At 34.8% G+C, this 19758-nt stretch carries 18 protein-coding genes and 1 riboswitch; of the genes, 11 read left to right on the forward strand and 7 right to left on the reverse strand.

Annotated features, from left to right (window positions below):
* Window positions 1-601: 601 nt before the first annotated feature.
* A complete protein-coding gene (locus Q0Q99_RS12135) occupies window positions 602-2542 on the reverse strand; it encodes a TonB-dependent siderophore receptor (RefSeq protein ID WP_293896327.1) in 1941 nt (646 codons plus the stop codon).
* Window positions 2543-2624: 82 nt separating this feature from the next.
* A riboswitch (cobalamin riboswitch) is annotated at window positions 2625-2825 on the reverse strand.
* A 48-nt stretch (window positions 2826-2873) separates the two neighbouring features.
* On the opposite strand from Q0Q99_RS12135, the gene Q0Q99_RS12140 reads away from it, so the two are divergent.
* From Q0Q99_RS12140 to Q0Q99_RS12155, 4 genes are all read left to right on the forward strand, one after another.
* Complete coding sequence (locus tag Q0Q99_RS12140; protein WP_293896330.1) at window positions 2874-4010, forward strand: ABC transporter substrate-binding protein; 1137 nt, start codon at window positions 2874-2876, stop codon at window positions 4008-4010.
* A gap of 38 nt (window positions 4011-4048) precedes the next feature.
* Window positions 4049-5032: an iron ABC transporter permease gene (locus Q0Q99_RS12145; protein ID WP_293896405.1), complete on the forward strand. Its 984-nt coding sequence runs from the start codon at window positions 4049-4051 to the stop codon at window positions 5030-5032.
* A 149-nt stretch (window positions 5033-5181) separates the two neighbouring features.
* Window positions 5182-5973, forward strand: a complete 792-nt coding sequence (locus Q0Q99_RS12150; protein WP_293896333.1) for an ABC transporter ATP-binding protein — start codon at window positions 5182-5184, stop codon at window positions 5971-5973.
* 38 nt (window positions 5974-6011) lie between these two features.
* Window positions 6012-6512 carry a hypothetical protein gene (locus Q0Q99_RS12155; protein WP_293896336.1) on the forward strand — a complete coding sequence of 167 codons (501 nt, stop codon included), beginning with the start codon at window positions 6012-6014 and terminating at the stop codon, window positions 6510-6512.
* Here the strand turns inward: Q0Q99_RS12155 and Q0Q99_RS12160 are convergent.
* Window positions 6496-6951 (reverse strand): tRNA (cytidine(34)-2'-O)-methyltransferase, encoded by a 456-nt coding sequence (locus tag Q0Q99_RS12160; RefSeq protein ID WP_293896339.1) that lies wholly within the window; start codon window positions 6949-6951, stop codon window positions 6496-6498. The genes Q0Q99_RS12155 and Q0Q99_RS12160 overlap by 17 nt on opposite strands.
* Before the next feature lie 22 nt (window positions 6952-6973).
* Window positions 6974-7546 carry a pseudouridine synthase gene (locus Q0Q99_RS12165; protein ID WP_293896342.1) on the reverse strand — a complete coding sequence of 191 codons (573 nt, stop codon included), beginning with the start codon at window positions 7544-7546 and terminating at the stop codon, window positions 6974-6976.
* A 407-nt stretch (window positions 7547-7953) separates the two neighbouring features.
* On the opposite strand from Q0Q99_RS12165, the gene rmuC reads away from it, so the two are divergent.
* From rmuC to Q0Q99_RS12190, 5 genes are all read left to right on the forward strand, one after another.
* A complete protein-coding gene (gene rmuC, locus Q0Q99_RS12170) occupies window positions 7954-9282 on the forward strand; it encodes a DNA recombination protein RmuC (RefSeq protein WP_293896345.1) in 1329 nt (442 codons plus the stop codon).
* 119 nt (window positions 9283-9401) lie between these two features.
* A complete protein-coding gene (locus Q0Q99_RS12175; RefSeq protein ID WP_293896348.1) occupies window positions 9402-10496 on the forward strand; it encodes a hypothetical protein in 1095 nt (364 codons plus the stop codon).
* Between the two features lie 32 nt (window positions 10497-10528).
* Window positions 10529-12568: an FG-GAP-like repeat-containing protein gene (locus Q0Q99_RS12180; protein WP_293896351.1), complete on the forward strand. Its 2040-nt coding sequence runs from the start codon at window positions 10529-10531 to the stop codon at window positions 12566-12568.
* Between the two features lie 136 nt (window positions 12569-12704).
* A complete protein-coding gene (locus Q0Q99_RS12185; protein ID WP_293896354.1) occupies window positions 12705-13826 on the forward strand; it encodes a hypothetical protein in 1122 nt (373 codons plus the stop codon).
* Window positions 13827-13856: 30 nt separating this feature from the next.
* Window positions 13857-15899, forward strand: coding sequence for an FG-GAP-like repeat-containing protein (locus Q0Q99_RS12190; RefSeq protein ID WP_293896357.1), 2043 nt, complete (start codon window positions 13857-13859; stop codon window positions 15897-15899).
* Between the two features lie 63 nt (window positions 15900-15962).
* On the opposite strand, the gene Q0Q99_RS12195 is transcribed toward Q0Q99_RS12190, so the two are convergent.
* Both Q0Q99_RS12195 and Q0Q99_RS12200 read right to left on the reverse strand, forming a co-directional pair.
* Window positions 15963-16802 carry a DUF5777 family beta-barrel protein gene (locus Q0Q99_RS12195; protein ID WP_293896360.1) on the reverse strand — a complete coding sequence of 280 codons (840 nt, stop codon included), beginning with the start codon at window positions 16800-16802 and terminating at the stop codon, window positions 15963-15965.
* A 12-nt stretch (window positions 16803-16814) separates the two neighbouring features.
* The gene (locus tag Q0Q99_RS12200) at window positions 16815-17204 is read right to left on the reverse strand and encodes a hypothetical protein (RefSeq protein ID WP_293896363.1); all 390 of its coding nucleotides are present in this window, start codon (window positions 17202-17204) and stop codon (window positions 16815-16817) included.
* 95 nt (window positions 17205-17299) lie between these two features.
* Here Q0Q99_RS12200 and Q0Q99_RS12205 point away from each other — a divergent pair, with 95 nt between their 5' ends.
* Both Q0Q99_RS12205 and Q0Q99_RS12210 read left to right on the forward strand, forming a co-directional pair.
* Window positions 17300-17665 carry a cytochrome c gene (locus tag Q0Q99_RS12205; protein ID WP_293896366.1) on the forward strand — a complete coding sequence of 122 codons (366 nt, stop codon included), beginning with the start codon at window positions 17300-17302 and terminating at the stop codon, window positions 17663-17665.
* Window positions 17666-17681: 16 nt separating this feature from the next.
* Complete coding sequence (locus Q0Q99_RS12210) at window positions 17682-18269, forward strand: YceI family protein (protein WP_293896369.1); 588 nt, start codon at window positions 17682-17684, stop codon at window positions 18267-18269.
* Window positions 18270-18290: 21 nt separating this feature from the next.
* Here the strand turns inward: Q0Q99_RS12210 and Q0Q99_RS12215 are convergent, their stop codons facing one another.
* Complete coding sequence (locus Q0Q99_RS12215; protein WP_293896372.1) at window positions 18291-19247, reverse strand: ion channel; 957 nt, start codon at window positions 19245-19247, stop codon at window positions 18291-18293.
* An 11-nt stretch (window positions 19248-19258) separates the two neighbouring features.
* The gene (locus tag Q0Q99_RS12220) at window positions 19259-19756 is read right to left on the reverse strand and encodes a GNAT family N-acetyltransferase (RefSeq protein WP_293896375.1); all 498 of its coding nucleotides are present in this window, start codon (window positions 19754-19756) and stop codon (window positions 19259-19261) included.
* Window positions 19757-19758: the final 2 nt, after the last annotated feature.

Consider the following 19758-nt stretch of genomic DNA (forward strand, 5'->3'; position numbering starts at 1 on the left):
CTAAAACTCTAAAATAATTTTTTACTATATTTGACATAGATATTGGTTTGTTTGGCGACATCAAGATACTGAATTTCAGTATCTTGACCAATATCTAATCAATTTATTTTACTTCAAATAATTACACCCAACGGGTTAAATTTATAAGAATTAAAGAGCTTCCTGAAAATCTATATCTTATTAAGCACGACATTTATTGGTTTCAATCAACAGAAAATGATGAGATAAATAAAACCTTAGTAACCAAAGAAATTGCAATGGAAATATTGAGAAGCGATGTAAAAAAAATATTGAAGCTAATTAAAAAATAGACGGCACCTAACAGCCGTTTCTCGCAATTGCGAATTTTGTTGCAAGTTCACGTTTACGTTTCGCAAGAAATATTATCTTAGGTGGAGAATAATTCGTTCCGAAGTTCGCAACTTCGCAAAGCCTGCGAACGTTATCCAACCTTAAAAACTGAAGTTGAAAGACTTCTTGCTGAATAAATACACTACTAAGGTCATTTTGCTATAATACACTCCGCTCCCACGTAAACCCTTTCGTGTGGTAACTAGATTTCAATCAAAAAAGGCTAACCTCCCGGTTAGCCTTTTACTATTTATAACACAATATTCAGCCCTACTTTGAAATTCCTTCCCCGTGTAGAATAACCCACATTCTCAACAAATTCTTCGTTGAAAATATTAGTGACCGAACCAAAAACAGTCAAACGACTTTTAATCAATTCATATTTGACTAAAGCATTAACCAATTGGTACGAACCTAATTTAGTGGTTAGCACAGTAAAGGTATTAGCATCATAAAAGGCATCATTGCGGGCATCAAAATACTGATAGTTCACGCTGAAAAGTGTTCTGCCGGTGGGCTGAAAATCCAAACCTGCATTGACTTTATGCTTTGGGATTAACCTGTCTAAAGCTTCATCAACTTGCGTAAATGTATAGTTTCCGTTTAACTGCAGTTTTGAAGTCACCGCAATATTTACAGCTGTTTCAACACCTTTAGCTTTGGTTTCGCCATTTACGTTGATATAATATGCTTCAAACGTAGTTGGGTTAAAATAAAAATCAATTGCATTGTTTTGATTACGATAAAAACCAACAGCATTCAGCTTTACTTTTTTGTTAAATAGTTCTGTTTCAAAACCTGCTTCAATGGTTGCATTATCCTCGGGGGTTAAATCTGCATTCCCATATTCTGAATACAACTGGTACAAACTAGGCGTAATGTAGGCGGTGCTGTACGAAGCCAAAACCTTCAACGGAAAACTGGTTTTGAAATTGTATGACGGATTCAAATTATAAACTAAATTATTGCCATAAGCGCTGTGGTTATTTAATCGCGCTCCGGCATTCACGTTCAAACCAAAGTTAGAATTGTACACCACGGTCGCGTACCCATCAATAATGCTGAACTTCGTGCTTTTGTTATCAATACTACTAAATGGCGTTTGGCTTTTCATATCGTTAAACTGATAATTGGCTCCCAAAATCAGAAAAAATTGTTTACTGAAATTGTATTTATTAAAACCATCAACAACAACGCTTCTTGATTCATACAACGAATAATCAATTGTGTTAGAGAATGTGTTTAACTCGTTATAATCACGTTTGATTTTGGTAAAACCTGAATTCAGTACAAATTCCCCTTTGTTGTATTTGTATTTTGGAGAAACACCAAAACGGATTTGTTCCGATGTCGAAACATTCGCGTCAGTATCATTAAAACCTGTATTATCAAACGCCAGATCGTAATCATTTTTGATTTTGTCATAATTCCCGAAGAAATCCAAAGTCAGTTTCTCTGTAGCCTTAAAGCCCAATTTTGTCAAAAGGTTCTGTCTCGAAAAACTATCAGGTTCATAATTAACACCGGCAATTTGCGACATTCCTTTGGTTTCAGTGCTGTTGAATCCGGCAAAATAATTTACCTTTTTAAAATTGCCATTTACCGAAAGTCCTTGGTTAAAATCTTGTCCGTTGTAGTGGTGATTATCCGCTGTATTATTGGAGCCGATATTTACATAAGCATTACCCTGAATTTCCTTTTTAGCCGATTTTTTCAGTGTAATATTTATCACTCCGGTGGCTGCGCCGGTACCATATAATGTACTTGCCGCCCCTTTCATAATCTCGATTCGCTCTACTTGTTCTACTGGTAATAATCGCAAATCATACTCAAAGCTGATTCCGGAAGCATCGGTTAGCGGAATCCCATCAATCACTATTAAAACCTGACGGTTTTTTCCACCCCGAATGTAGTAGCCAAGGTTTTTCCCGTTAGCAGATTGGTTTCCGTTGATTTCTACTCCGGCGACCTGACTTAAAACCGTAGCTAAGCTTTGCCCTGATTTTTTGGCTAAATCTACAGAAGTGATTACTTCGATAACTTTTCCGGATTTTTCCTTGCTTTGTGCAAATTTGGTGTCGGTAATCACCACTTCTTTTAACGGATTCACTTTGACAGAATCCTGTTCCTGTGCATACGCACAAGTGTTTAGCAAAGCTAAAATAGCTACTGCTTTAACTGTTTTTTTCATTTTAATTCAACAATAATTTTAAAATAATTGTGGGAGAAAAGCATAGAATTTACCCATACCCAAACCTTTTGTCCCGAAAGTTTGTTACTCTGATGAATGAGGCAGGTTTCCTGGCTTGCGTCTTGTTGTTGACCTTCTCATCCCGAAATTGGAACAATGGTTTTTGTAGATAACAACAAGCTTAATAGCTTACAGTTGCGGGAACAGCTTTGGTATTTATCCAAATTCCCTTTTAATGCGATTTTGAAAAACTAAAATCGCAACCTTAATTCGGGTGCAAATGTAAAGCATAAATTAAAAACAAAACAATACTTTTGTAAAAAACAATTTGATGAAAACCTTTTGTAACGCTTTATTTTTAGTCATTCTTTCTTTTTCCATAATACAATGCAAAAAAGAACCGAAATCGGAAACTACTATTTCTCCTAAAAATGAAGTGCGCTACGCAACGGGTTTTTCGATTCAAAACTACGATGGATATTCGGTGGTAACCGTTAAAAATCCTTGGCCAAAAGCAACCAAAACCTATACTTACATTCTTAAAGAAAAGGATGGAATTGTGCCTGACAATCTGAAACAAAACCTGATTATACAAATTCCTATAGAAACAATAGTCGTTACCTCAACAACACATATTCCATCGTTGGAAATGCTTGATGAAGTCACTACTTTGGTTGGTTTTCCGCATGCCGATTATATATCTTCCGAAAAAGTAAGAGCTCGAATTGACGCCGGCAATGTAAAAGAACTGGGGAACAATCATGATTTAAATACCGAAGTCATTCTCAGTTTGCAACCTAATGTTATCATTGGCTATGGCATTGACAACAAAAATCCAACGTTGGATAATCTGCAGAAAAGCGGATTAAAAGTAATGCTCAATGGCGACTGGAACGAGGAAACTGCATTGGGAAAAGCCGAATGGATCAAGTTTTTCGGAGCGCTTTATGGCAAACAAAAAGAAGCTGACGAAATCTTTACCACAATTGAAAAAGACTATTTACATACTATTGAAGTTGCAAAAAGAGCCATTGCTACGCCCACAATTCTAGCGGGTGATATGTATGAAGACCGATGGTATTTACCAAAAGGAACAAGTTGGGGAAGTCTGCTTCTCAAACAGGCAAATGGCAATTATTTATGGCAGGAAACCAGTGGAACAGGCAGTTTATCCTTGTCGTTTGAAACCGTTTTCGAAAAGGCAAAAACCGCTGATATCTGGATTACTTCCGGTCAGTTTTCGACTTTAAAAGAAATGACGGATATGAATCCGCATTACGCTGAATTTGACGCTTTCAGAAACAAAAATGTATATTCTTTCAGCAGAAAAAAAGGAAAAACAGGTGGTATTCTTTATTATGAATTAGCGCCAAACCGTCCAGATATTGTGTTAAAGGATATCGTCAAGATTTTGCATCCCGAATTGTTACCGGGTTATGAACCTTTTTTCTTTGAGAAGTTAAAATAGTGAAGAACAGAAATACCATATTGTTTTCGGGTTTATCAATGCTTTTACTAGTGACCTTACTGATGAACATTTCAATGGGTCAGGTTGCCATTCCGATGAAGGATGTTTTCAGAAGTTTATTTGGCAGTCATGCTTCAAAAGAAACCTGGGAGTATATTATCATTAATTTTCGCTTACCGAAAGCTATCACGGCGATTCTCGTTGGCATCGGGCTTTCCATTTCGGGCTTGCTGATGCAAACATTATTCAGGAATCCATTAGCCGGTCCTTATGTGCTTGGATTGAGTTCGGGTTCAAGTTTAGGCGTTGCTTTTGTTATACTTGGGGCTGGGTTTTTACCGGCTATTTTTTCGCAGTTTTTATTGTCGTCTTATGGAATTATTTTGGCTTCCTGTATTGGAAGTTCTCTGGTTTTAGTCATGATTTTGATCGTATCACAACGCTTGCGCGACACGATGTCGATTTTGATTGTTGGTTTGATGTTTAGCAGTTTTACGAGTGCGATTGTGAGTGTGTTTACCTATTTTAGTTCGGCTGAACAATTGCAGAAGTATACGTTTTGGTCCATGGGAAGCATTGGAAATTTATCTTGGCCGAATATTTCTATTTTAGGCATTTGTACTCTACTTGGATTACTGTTCAGCCTGCTTTCCTTAAAGTCATTAGATGCCTTATTATTGGGAGAAAACTACGCCAAGAGCATGGGATTGAACATCAAAAAAGCGCGTTATATTATCATATTCGCGACAAGCATTTTAGCTGGAAGCATCACGGCTTTTGCAGGGCCGATTGCGTTTATTGGATTAGCGGTTCCACATTTGGGGAAACTATTATTTCAAACGAGTAATCATAAAATATTGTTTTTTGCAACACTGCTAATTGGTTCCATTATCATGTTATTTTGTGATACGATTTCGCAAATGCCGGGTTTTGATTTTACCTTACCAATAAACGCCATAACATCGATTATTGGTGCGCCGATTGTAATTTGGTTAATTATCAGAAAGAAAAGTATACAATAAATTTCAAACACATAGAAACATAGTACTTATTTTAAAATGATATCACAAAAATACCTTGACGAGTTAACCTATGAAGTAATTGGTTCAGCTATTGAAGTGCAAAAAACAATAAGAAGAAGCTTATGTCCCTATGTGTTTAAACTAAAAAAATGAGTTCGATTAAAATCATACTTTCCACTTCCCATTTATCCATTGGATACCAATCCAAAAAGGAGAGAAATACTATTGCCGAAAACCTCAACCTGACTTTTGAAGAAGGAAAATTAATTTCTTTGGTTGGCGGAAATGGCATTGGAAAATCGACATTATTACGAACGCTAACCGGAATTCAAAAACCATTGTCAGGCACTGTTACGCTGAACGAAAAGGATATCCATCACTACGAACCCTTAGCATTGGCACAAAACTTAAGTTTGGTATTGACAGAAAAATTGCCGCCAAGCAACTTAACTGTTTTTGAATTGATTGCGTTGGGAAGGCAGCCTTACACTAATTGGCTTGGAAAGTTATCACATGGAGATTTGGAAAAAATAAATGAGGCCATTGCGCTAACACATATTGCCCATTTGCTCAACAAAAAGCATCACGAAATTAGTGACGGACAATTGCAAATTGTTTTAATTGCAAGGGCTTTGGCACAAGATACGCCTTTAATAATTCTCGATGAGCCTACAACACATCTGGATTTGTTTCATAAACTTTCGGTTTTTAAACTGCTGAAAAAACTGTCACAGGAAACCAATAAATGCATCCTGTTTTCAACCCACGATATTGATTTGGCGATACAACTGAGCGATGAAATGATTGTCATGACAGAAATTTCAGTGGAACAGGACAACCCGTGCAGTTTAATATCGAAAGGAATTTTCGATAGCCTATTTAAGGACGAAAGCCTTTTTTTCGACAAGGAAAAAGGGAAATTCAGTTTTAGGAACCTGTAAAGTTGACTATCTTTGTATGAGCCCTAAATCCTTCAAATATGAAACACATACTTACCATTGCACTCTTTTTTTGGATTGTCATAGTTTTGGCACAAACAAAACTTGAGATCACACCACAAGGTTTACAACTGCTTGAATTGAAAACGCCAAACAAGCCTATTGATCAATTGGTAGAACTTTCAAAATCATGGGCACCTTATTATAATAAAAAAGGTTATGATATCTCTGAGGTCACAGCAAATTCACTAACCATTGAAGCGCGTGTTGAAAATGCTTTTTATTCCTATAACGTAGGCGTAAAATATAATCATGACGTCAGATACAGTCTGAAAATTTTATTTAGGGAAGATAAAAAATACACGCTGACTTTTTCAGTAAAAGAAATATATGCTGAAAATGTACTAATGAAAACTACATTAGCGGACTTCTTTACATCGGAAGGAAAATTAAAAGATGATTTCAGGGATGCAAAACCTTCTTTGGAGAACACTATAAATAAAATTGTTAGGTCGTATACAGATTTTATAACCGCGAATTAATTTGCCTTTTGGCTTCTCCAACTACAAACGCTACAGAATTGGCAATATTATAACTTCGGATTAAATTGGACATGGGAATCGTTAAATGATTTTCGAATTGGGCTAAAACTTCCTTGCTCAAACCAACGCTCTCCTTACCAAAAACCAGCCAGTCGCCATCTTCAAAATCGGCTTCATATATAGATTTGGAAGCATGCGAACTCATCAAAAAAACTCTTGATTTATCTTCAATTTGATGCATCCATTCAGCTATATTTTGATATTCGGTAACATCTAAATGTACCCAATAATCCAACCCTGAACGTTTTAGGTTTTTGTCGTTTATCACAAATCCGAAGGGATGAATTAGGTGCAGCCGGCTTTCCGTGCCAACAGATAATCGGCCAATATTTCCGGTATTGTTTGGGATTTCGGGTTCTATTAAAACTATGTTGAGCATTTTTATTCGGTTATTGGTTTAGTTATTCGAAAAAACTTTTAACTTCTACTACTTCGCCGGCTTTAAGGTTTTGCAAATGTATATCACCAACACGGATTCTAATCAATCTCAATGTTGGAAATCCCACAGCGGCTGTCATTTTTCTAACTTGGCGGAATTTACCTTCTGTTAACGTTATTGAAACCCAAGAAGTTGGACCATGGCGTTCATCCCTGATTTTTCTTCCATCGCCAATGCAATCCGGAAGTTTGGTTATGATTTTAGCATCACAGTTTTTGGTTGTGTACCTTATGCCTTTGAAACCAATTTCGACACCATTTTTTAATTGGCTGATAACTGATTCATTAATAATTCCGTCAACTTGTGCATAATATTCCTTTTCCACAGTTTTGCTTCGTACTATTTCACTCATCATTCCGTCAGTGGTAAGCAAAAGTAAACCTTCTGAGTCCTCGTCTAACCTGCCAATAGCCATGGTTCCTTCGGGGAAATCATGCAGTTCGCCTAGCAACTTTTTAGTCCGCTTCTTTTCATAAATAAACTGGCTCAAATAATCATGAGGTTTATGAAGCAAGAAGTGGCGTTCTGTTTTCATATTGGATTTAAATTATATAATGAAATGTTAAAATTATATAAAATGAAATGCAAAACTAAAGTTAATTTTAACATATTATTTTAAAAACACATAAGTTATGAAAACTGTATATTTAATTCTGTCACATATGGCTTCAGTGGTATTTGGATACCTATTCATAACTAATCTGAAGTATTCTTTTGAATTGAGCTATCTTATAGTAATGTCTTTGCTATTGATACTATTTTTTATATTTCTGATTGTAAGTGTTTTAAACTTCCCAAAAAAACCAAAACCAAGATCACTATTTTACAATAGTTATTCCGGCAAGAGGACAAAAAATGAGGATTTTGACAAAAATTATTCTTTTATGAACGAATAAAATTAAACCAATTGTTTTCATATATTTACTTTTAAATAAGTTTTATATGAACGCCGTTATTCTTTCTGGTTTATTATTTGTAATCGCTTTATTTTTAGGAATTTATTTTGGAAAAGTGTTTTTTTTAGCCAATTCCAAATCTGAGAAAGCCTCACTCGAAGAGAAAATAAATGGATTGCTACAGCAAATTGAGCAATACAAAAATCAGGTGAACCAAACTGTTCAGGAGAGGGAAAACATCCGAACCGAAAAAGAATCCTTAGCCATTCAATTGACAAAAAAAGAAACTGATTTCGAAAATCTTTGGGAACGTAACAAAGAGCAAAAAGAAGAAGTAGAAAAACTGCAGGAGAAATTTACCAAAGAGTTTGAAAACCTGGCCAACAAAATCCTGGAGGAAAAAACCAATAAATTTACTGAGCAGAACAAGGAAAATCTCAAAAACATCCTTACGCCTTTACAGGATAAAATCCAGCTTTTTGAAAAGAAAGTCGAAGACACCCATAAAGAAAGCATTGATTATCACGCGGCTTTGCGCCAACAGATTTTGGGTTTGCGTGAAATGAATGAACAGATGAGCAAGGAAACGCTGAATCTTACCAAAGCCTTAAAAGGCGACAGCAAAATGCAGGGGAATTGGGGTGAATTGATTTTGGAACGTGTTTTAGAAAAATCAGGTTTGGAAAAAGGGCGGGAATACGAGGTTCAGCAAAGCTTTACTGCGGAAGATGGAAATCGGGTTTTTCCGGATGTTGTGATTAATCTGCCGGATGGAAAGAAAATGATTGTGGATTCAAAAGTTGCACTAACAGCTTATGAACGTTATATTAATGAAGAAGATGAAAACGAAAAATCTCAGTTTTTAAAAGAGCATGTGCTGTCAATTAAACGTCATGTTGAGCAACTGGGAAGCAAGAATTATCACGATTTATATCAAATGGAAAGCCCTGATTTTGTGCTTTTGTTTATCCCAATCGAGTCTGCATTTGCATTGGCATTAAATGAAGATACGTCGCTTTATAATAAAGCTTTTGAGAAAAATATTGTAATTGTTACACCTTCGACGTTATTGGCAACATTACGAACTATAGATAGTATGTGGGCAAATCAGAAGCAACAGGAAAACGCGTTAGAGATTGCACGACAAGCCGGAGCATTGTATGACAAATTTGAAGGTTTTGTAGCTGATTTAGTAAAGGTTGGAAATAAAATAAAAGATTCCAAAACAGAATATGACAATGCGATGAGCAAATTGGTTGATGGTAGCGGAAACCTCATCAACCGAGTGGAAAACCTTAAAAAAATGGGAGCCAAAGCCAAAAAAGCATTACCCGAAAATATTTTACAAAGAGCCAATTCGGAGGAAGAATTTTAAAGTAACTATTCTAAATTTTTACCAAATAGTGAAAAATCAGATTTCATTTTTAAGAATTTGTGTTAATTTTTAGAAGGTTATTAAATAATTATTATATTTGGTCTGCATTTTAAAAATCTATGAAAAAATATTACATTCTTTCGGTTACGGTACTCTTAACATTTATCATTTTTATTTCCTGTTCTGACAAGGGCGATGAGTACATACCGGTTTCTCCTGTTGTAGTTGACTTAACATTGGTTCCTTATCCTAAATTGTCAGATTACCATTTTTTTGAAGGAGATATAAAGGAACAAGTTCCCTCGTTAAATGTTATTGCATACGAACCTGCAAGTTCACTCTTTACTGATTATGCCTCAAAAAAGAGATTTATCTGGATGCCCGCCGGTGTTGCAGCAACTTATGTTGCCGATAATAAAATTCTCGATTTTCCAATCGGTACTGTTTTGATAAAAACATTTTATTACACAACAATTCAACCAGGAAACGTAACAAAATTAATCGAAACCCGATTAATGATCCGAAAAGACACTGGTTGGAAATTTTATGAATATTTATGGAATGATACACAAACAGAAGCTGATTTAGTTTCTGGCATCGACTTTACAAATGGTAGCACCAAAACCATTACGTTTACCAAGCCCAGTGGCGAAACCATAACTACAGACTACAGAATTCCTTCAGATGGTGAGTGCCTTGCTTGTCATAAAATTAATGAAATACCAACACCCATTGGTGTTAAACCACAAAATTTAAATCACAATCATACTTATGGAAATGCAAGTAAGAAGATATTACAGAAATTAGTTGATCAGGGTTATTTGAACAGTTTCCCTTCTTCAATTGTTTCAACTGTAGATTATCATGATACTACGCAACCATTGGATTTAAGACTGCGTTCCTACTTAGATGCCAACTGTGCACATTGTCATCAAGACCAGGCTCGTTGTTATTACAGAGCAGTTCGATTCCCTTTTAGTCTAACGAATATTGATTCCAATATTGGTATTTGTTTAGTAGCCGATGAAGAAATAAGTCCAACGTTGCAAAAAGTAATTACTCCCGCAAACTATAATAAATCAATTATGCATTATCGATTGATATCAAACGATGAAAGTGAAAGGATGCCATTATTAGGAAGGACTATTGTTCATGATGAAGGGGTTGCACTTTTAGAACAATACATATCTTCATTAACTCAAACCTGCAATTAATATTTTAAAAATAATTTAACAAAAAGCATATTATGAAAAAAATTACCTTTATTCTTGTTTTGTTTTTTAGCTTATCAATAGCTGTGGCTCAAACAAGTTGTGCTACGGCAGTAACCGTCGCGCTAAATTCTACTACAACAGCACCATCATTTACAGGTGAAAATGGTGCCGCGCCAACGCAATTATGCGGATTAACACAAGGTGCCGGGACAAAAGGAAAATGGTACAAGTATACAGCTACACAAAATAGCACTATCACTGTTTCTACTTTTTTAGCTCAAAACAATAATAGTGATACTCGTTTAATAGTTTATTCAGGAGATTGTGCTGCATTAGTTTGTGTCGGTTCTAATGATGATTACAATGGATCTTACTCTTCACAAGTAACTTTTGCAGCAATTTCAGGAACAACCTATACTATTGCTTTTGATAATCGTTATAGTTCGGCTGGCTTTGATTTTACATTTATGGAAGCTGCTCCTCCTGGTCCGGATAGATTGTCATTCACGTCCCAGGCTGTTGCAGGCATTACCGGCGGTTACAATAATTGTATTGTTGACATGAATGGAGATTATTTAGATGATATCGTTTCAGCAGTTGATGCTACACATTTGGCAATCACTTACCAACAAACCGGAGGAACTTTTTCTACAACAACTTATACCGTTCCAAATACAAGCGTTTTACCGTCATGGAGTATAGCTGCCGGTGATTATGACAATAATGGATATAATGATTTAGTTTATGGTTCAGGAAGCGGTGTTGTGTTTTTAAAAGCGAATGCCACTGGAACAGGGTATACAATTGACAGAAAAACACAAAATTATTTGGTGCAAAGAACAAACTTTATAGACATCAATAATGATGGAAAACTTGACGCTTTTGCTTGTGATGATAATGCACCAAATAGATATTATATGAATGACGGAACGAATTTGACAGCCATGCAGGGAGGAATTGGTGATTTCCCTTCAGGCGGGAATTATGCTTCAAATTGGTTTGATTATGATAATGATGGCGATGTTGATATGTATCTTGCAAAGTGTGGTCAGGGTGGCTCTGGTGTTGGAGGAAATATCGATATGTTTCTTAAAAACAATGGAGACGGAACTTATACAAACGTAGCTGCAACAGCTAATATGGCTAATCCTGAGCAAACATGGTCTGGGGCTTGTGGTGATTTCAATAATGATGGATGGATGGATGTTATTGTTGGAGTAAATTCGAATTCTAATGGATATACCAATGTAAAAAGAAATAATGGTGACGGAACATTTACAAGTGTAACTACGGGTTCTGGTTATGACACAAATACCAGTTTAGGCAGAGAATATGTGGCTCAGGATTTCGACAACGATGGATTTTTAGATGTACTCGGTTCTGGAAGTAATATAATGTTTGGTGATGGAAATTTCCATTTTACACCAAACCCAAATATGTACATCATGTCTGCTTACGATAGACCTGTTGGAGATTTAAATAATGATGGATTTTTAGATATTCAAAATGGCACCAATGTTTTGTTTAACAATGGAAACACGAACAAATGGGTGAATGTTAATCTACAAGGTGTTCAAAGCAACAAAAACGGAATTGGTGCAAGAGTTGAAATTCACGGTTCTTGGGGACAACAAATCAGATATGTACAAAGTGGTACTGGATTCCAAAACATGAGTAGCTTAATGGCTCATTTTGGAATTGGACAAGCAACAACAATTGATCAAGTAGTCATTAAATGGCCATCGGGAATTATTGACACTATCAACAATGTAACCCCAAATGGGAATCTTTTGGTAGTTGAGGGATCAACATTAGCTATCAACTCGTTCAACAATGGCGTATTTTCAATTTTTCCAAATCCGACCAAAAACGTAATTAATATTCAGTTGCAAAATAACCCAAATGTAACGCTTACATCTGCCGTGGTTTACGATTTAACCGGCAAAGTAGTACTTACAACTAATGAAGTAAGTCAACCAATAAATGTTGAAAAATTGGCAACAGGAACCTACATTTTATCCATTTCTGATACAGCAGGTAAAAATTATCCTCAAAAATTCATTAAAGAATAATACGTTTATTACACTTTTAAAAGCGCCCTTGTACGGGCGCTTTTTTTATTGCAAAAAGTTGGTAGGGATATAATGTGTTAATGTTTAATAAATTATGAATAAAATATCCTATATTTGGTTTGCATTTTTAAAATCTATGAGAAAATATTACATACTATCGATTCCGATATTTCTATTGTTTATTGTTTTCATAGCGTGTTCTGATAAAGATGATGTTTACACACCAATTTCACCTGTTGTAGTTGATTTGACATCAGTTCCTTATCCAAAATTATCCGATTATAAGTTCTTTGAAGGCGATATAAAAAATCAAATCCCTAGCTTAAATGTTATTCCTTACGAGCCAGCCAGTTCTCTCTTTTCAGATTATGCCCATAAAAAAAGATTTGTTTGGATGCCACAAGGAACAAAAGCAAATTTTATAGCCGATAACAAAGTATTAGATTTACCTGTTGGAGCTGCGCTTATTAAAACATTTTATTATGATAATGTGCAACCCGATAATACAACACGTATTATTGAAACACGTGTTATGATTAGAAAAACAACCGGATGGATTTTTGCTGACTATGTATGGAATGCTGAACAAACAGAAGCCTATTTTGATTTAGCAGGCAGTTATACAGATATTTCATGGAAAGATGAAAATAATATAATCAAAAGTGCTAATTATAGAATTCCAACCCAAGTACAATGTATGATTTGTCACAAAAACAAAGAATTTGTAGGAACTACTGAGATTGATACTTATATCCCTATCGGTATCAAACCACAAAATCTTAATTTTAATTATACATATGGTTCAGAAACTAAAAATCAACTTTCTAAATGGATTGATATTGGATATCTGGAAAATAATTTCACATTTCCCAGCGCTGCCAATACCACTATTAACTATAATGACAGTTCAAAACCATTAGAATCAAGAGTTCGTTCTTATTTGGATAGCAATTGTTCACATTGCCATGCTATTGCCAGACATTGTGATTACAGGCCAATGCGTTTCCCTTTTAGCGAAACTAGTGGCGTTAATGGTTTAACCAATATGGGAGTTTGTGTGGATACAGAAGATTATAGTTTTGCTCCTGCACTAACCAAAATTATAGCACCAGGTAATGTAAATAGATCTATGCTCTATTATAGAATAAACACAGCTGATGAATCTTTTAGAATGCCTTTGCATGGAAGAACAGTAATACACGAAGAAGGAATAGTATTAATAGAACAGTGGATTAATTCGCTATCGCCTTGTCCATAAACAAAAAATAATAAAACTAAAATCAAAAAAATGAAAAAAATTACCTTAATCATTGCATTGCTCTTTATTGTGCAATTATCAAATGCACAAGACACTTGTGCTACTGCAGTGCCAATTACTGTGGGTTCATATGTTGTGAGTGCTGTAAATGGAACACAGATTCCAAGTCCAATTTGTGCTGATAATGGCACTGGAGCAACAGCTGGAGAATGGTATGTTTACACTCCCACACAAAATCACACCACTACTGTAACTACAGATTTAGCGGTTAATTCAGGTGGTGATACTAGATTTCATGTTTACACAGGAACATGTGGTAGTTTAGCTTGTTTTTCAGGAGATGATGATGGTGGGATAATTGGAAATGGCTTCCTGTCTGTAGCTACATTTAATGTGACTGCGGGAACTACCTATTTTATTGCTTTTGATAATAAATGGAGTTCGACTGGATTTACTTTTCAGCTATCAGAAAGTGCTGTTGTTATTTTGCCTACACCGCCAATAACTTACATACCGCAAACTATTGCTACTATAAATAGCGGATACAATCTGTGTATTGTTGATATGAACGGCGACCATGTTGATGATATCGTGGGAGTCAGTAATAACAACTTAAGAGTACATTATCAAGGTGCTGGGGGTACATTTACAATTACGGATTATCCAATTAGCGGCACAAGTATGATGCCCGGGTGGAGTATGGCAGCAGGAGACTACAACAAAGACGGTAAAACTGATTTGATTTTAGGAAGTGGAAGTGGACTTTCCCTATGGAAATCAGTGGGAACTGCTTATACCAATATAACTCCTGGTGATTACATTTTCTGTCAGAGAACGAATTTTGCCGATTTAAATAATGATGGTAATCTTGATATTTTCTCTTGCCATGATATTGCCCCTAATTGTTATTATTTAAATGGTGGTGGTCTTGCGAATGGTTTGACTTTTTATCAGTCTAACACTACTGCAGGCGCTATGAATTTTGGTACTATCGGTGGTAATTATTCTACATTATTTACTGATTTTGATAATGATGGGGATGTAGATGTTTTTATTTCTAAATGTTCAGGTCCTCCGTGTGAATTACACAGAAACGATGGAAACGGGATTTACACAGATATTTCTGCAATTGCGCAAATTAATGTTACTCCTATTCAAACCTGGTCATCTGCTATTGGTGATTTTGATAATGATGGTGATATGGATATAATCATTACGGCAAGTTCCGGTTTACATAAATATTTTAGAAACAACCTGGATACTTCCAATACTACTGAAGAAGCATTTTCAAATATAACCGTTGGTTCAGGTTGGGATACAAATACATCCACCAATATTGATAATGTCACTTATGATTTTGATAATGATGGCTTCCTTGACATCTTAGGTGGTGGAAATAAAATCATGTTTAATCAGCATAACAGCACTTTTGTACCTTTTAGTTATTCAGGAATTGGTGTCGGTGCTATTGGTGATTTAAATGACGATGGTTTTCTTGACATTCAAAACGGGAGCACTATTCGTTATGCAGTTCCAAATACAAACAAATGGTTAAAAGTAGCTTTGCAGGGAATCCAAAGTAATAGTAATGGTATAGGAGCCCGTGTTGAAATTTATGGTTCATGGGGCAAACAAATTAGAGATGTCAGAAGTGGAGAAGGATTTAAATATATGAGTTCATTAAATGCTTATTTTGGTATTGGTCAAGCAACAACGATAGATCAGGTAATAATAAGATGGCCATCTGGAATTGTCGATACATACAATAACGTAGCTCCAAATCAAAGACTAATGGTAGTTGAAGGAGCAACATTAGCTGTTAATTCATTTAATAATGGTGTTTTCTCTGTCTATCCAAATCCGGCAAAAAATGCAGTTAACATCCAGTTGAAAGATAATCTGAATGTTACGCTTAAATCAGCCTTAATTTATGACCTAACTGGAAAAATAGTGTTGCAAACCAACGAATTAAATCAACCTATTAATGTTGAAAAATTAGCAACTGGTACATATATTATATCCCTTTCTGATACAGAAAACAAAAGTTACACCCAAAAATTTATTAAAGAGTAAGAACCACATTTAATAAAAAAAGCGTCTCTTAATCGGGACGCTTTTTTTATTTATTTTATTTTTCTAAAAGACTCTCAACAAATTAAACCCAAAGAAAATATCTCCTTTAGTCCAATCTCCCGTAGTGTTGCCCAAAAATCCGGCTTCATGAATTCCTTGTGAACTACTAAAGTGCATTTGAAATACATGCCCGCCAGTTTCTAAATCGACACCTATAGAAAGGGGATTTTTAAAAGGTGAAGTGCTCGATCTATTTAAATGTGCTGCATAATCAACATTAACTGACCAGCGTTTTGCAAATTTATATCTTCCTCCCATTCCAATAGCATATTGACTATTATCTTGGTTATCATCAATTACAAAATTTTCGTGAAAAAATGTAGGTGCTAATTCTAAAGACAATTTACTGTTGAATTTTTTAGACACTAACAGTTGTGCTACATAAATTAACCTATCCTCAAATTTCATATTTGGATAAATATTTTCTTTTAATGTATTATTAAAGCCAAAACTGGTAAAAGCTGCAATGGCCAAGGGAAAGCCATTGGTTTCCTGAGAATGCAATAAAAATTTACCCGAAAAATCATAAGCCAGTTCACTTCTGGCTCCACTAATTGTAAACCAATTGTTAACACCATATAGGAACTTTAATTGAGTTACTGCATTATCAAGTCCATATGCACCTTCAAAACCATCTTTAAGGGAACCAAATCTATGGGCAACAATAAAATAAAAATCTCCTTTGGAAGCCAATTTGGTTGATTCAATATTGACAATTTTTAAACCTTTGAATGCTGACTCTACTTTGCTTTTTTGGGTAGTTGCTGTATCAATATCCTTCAACAAATCCTCTTGAGCAATCATAGTTATAGGTAATAAGAGCAATAGAATAATTTTTTTCATTTTTTTTTAAATTTATTGTTTAATTGTACATTGATCCATTTGAATTTCCTCTAGTAAATCATCAAAGCCAACCACTCTTCCTTTCAAAGCTATAGCATTTTGAAGCTGTAAAGTATTTGGTATACTATTTGTAAACCTGGCGAGTAACTTTTTGTCTACTGTAATTATCTTATTAGATAAATCTATGTTTGTAATTTTGCCGTATATCTCGATAGTCTTATCTAAATATTTTGCATTAGCTAAACTATCATTTTGTTGAAATGCATTATAAACTTCGTTAACAGAAGCAGAATAGGAAACAGTTTCGGTTGATATGTCACGATGGCTTTTATACATATATTTATAAGCGGCGAAAGCTAAAATCAAAAGAACTGTTACAGCAATGATTATTTTTTTTCTCATAAGATTTAATTTATTGATTGCAAATTTAATTATTTAATAGTGAGCTGGAATTTTTACTAACTTTTTTATTTATTTTTGAACAAAAAGAAATTACTATGAAGCAATTAAAATTAACATTATTATTTATGCTTTTCGTTATCATCCAATATGGTTGTACCAACGATTCAACATCTGATTTAATTGATAATTCAATAGTTGATGAAATTACGTATACAAATACAACTAAAGCCATTTTTGATAACAACTGTATTCCATGCCATGCAACTGTACCAGTAAATGGAGCTCCTATGTCCTTGACTACTTACGAATTTGTCAAGAGCGCGGTTTTAACCCGAGGATTAATGGATAGAATTTCAAGACCACAAGGTTCACAGGGAATGATGCCAAATGGCGGGACAAGATTACCACAAGCAACAATCGATAAAGTTTTTCAATGGGCAGAAAATGGTTTGCCAGAATAAAATATAAATTATAATTATGAAAACAAAGATTCACGAATACCAAAAAAACATTAATATTCTTATGAGTAAAAAGAAATTAGTAAGTCTATTAATTGTAATCAGTTTGAGCAGTTTTGCCCAAACCAAAATGATTACCAAAACCGGAAAATTAACTTTTGAAGCTTCGGTTCCAGCTTTTGAAGAAGTAAAAGCAAAAAACGAATCGGCGACTGTTGTGTTAAATCCAAGTACAGGAGAAATTGCAAGTTTAGCATTGGTTAAAGGTTTCCGTTTTAAAGTAGCATTGATGGAAGAACATTTCAACGAAAACTACATGGAAAGCGATTCCTATCCAAAAGCGACTTTCAAAGGAAAAATTGAGAACTTCGATGTTACAAAACTTACCGCTACTGCAAAGGATTATACGATAAAAGGAAAGATGGAAATGCACGGAAAATCAAAAGATATTACTATTCCCGCAAGCATCAAAAAAACATCAGATGGAATTGAAATTGATTCCAACTTTACTTTGAACACCGAAGATTACGGGATTGATATTCCAAGTGTCGTCAGTAAAAAAGTCTCGAAAAAAGTAGCCGTAAAATTTGGTGCTACACTAAAATAAAAAATAAGCTGTAAATTCATTTTACAGCTTTATTTTTTCAAATAAATTCAATTTGTCAATGTGAAGAATTGTTTTATTTTGATTTTCACTTCTTGAAAACATGGGCAAAAATTTGGCTCCAAAAATAATCTCGTTAAACGAATAGGATGCTCGTTTAACTACTGTCGTACTAAACATATCGTCAAAAACCTTTAAAAACACAAGAAATTCCCCGTCAATAGTTTCATAATCTTCTTTTGTTAAATTATATAACGGACTGTTTTCTGTTATGGGATGAACCAACGTCCAACTCAGGTTCAAGGCGTTTATTTTTGACAATTGTAAATCGAGAGTGTAAAATTTGTTTATTAAAACCCCGTTTTCATCCAATTTCATTCCAAGTGTTACTTTAGCTTCCGCATCAGTCAAATTGGTGTTTTTGAATGGAGACAATCTGAGCATCAGAGCTGTTCCCTTTTCAAATGGCGCAATTACAGCGTTTTTCGAAAATTTAATGTGTGCTTTTGGTTTACTAAATCGTCCGTAAAACAATCCTGTAGCAATAGCAAAACTCAACAAGCCGAATAAAGCTTCTATGGCCGCCACTAAACTTGTTGCAAATCCTGTAGGACTGATATGCCCGTAACCAACAGTTGTAAACGTTTGAATACTGAAGAAAAATGCCTGCCCAAATTTGTCTATAGCAGTAGTGGCGGTAACTCCGTTTAAATGCTCAACACCAACCAAATAATACAGACTGGCAAAAATAAAATTAACTAAAAAATAAAATAGCACAATTATGACCAAAAACTTCCATCGTGGAATATTAAGCATCGTGTGATACCAACTAATGCTTTCAAAAAAACCAATCCCCGATTTTTTGACATTGGCATTACCACTTTTAGTGATAAACCGACCGCCATAACTGGATGCATTGATCCCAAAACCAGTGTTCGCATCAGATTTTGCTTTGCTGTTTATTTTTTTTAGAAACTTCATTGGTTGTTTTTTTAGATCAAAATTTCCATCACATAATCATCCATTACATAACCATTCCCAATATCTATAACTTCTTCACTGATGACGGTAAAACCAATCCTTTCGTAAAAACGAATGGCTATATTTTTTTTATTCACATTCAAAACCAAGGCTTTTTGATGACGTTGTTTTGCTTCATTTGCAATAAAATCAATGAGTTGCTTTCCAATGCCATTTCCCTGATGAGCGGGCAAAATATAGATTTTATGAACTCTTGTTTTAGGTTTTTTATTGTAATTAAATTCATAGGCTGCGAAACCCACAGGAATTTTATTCTCAGTTACCACTACAAAACGATTCCCTTTTTCATCAGCTTGCTTTTGCAACGAGGGAACACTGTACATCATTTCCATCATATAATCCAACTGTTCCTGACTTAAAATGGCTCCATAAGCAATAGGCCAAACTTCCTTGGCAATTGCCCGAACAGTGGTAAAATTTTTGTCAATGTTTTTATTAATTTCAATCATTT

Origin of the sequence: Flavobacterium sp. (assembly GCF_025352425.1) — a bacterium.
In the GTDB taxonomy this organism is placed as follows: Bacteria; Bacteroidota; Bacteroidia; order Flavobacteriales; family Flavobacteriaceae; genus Flavobacterium.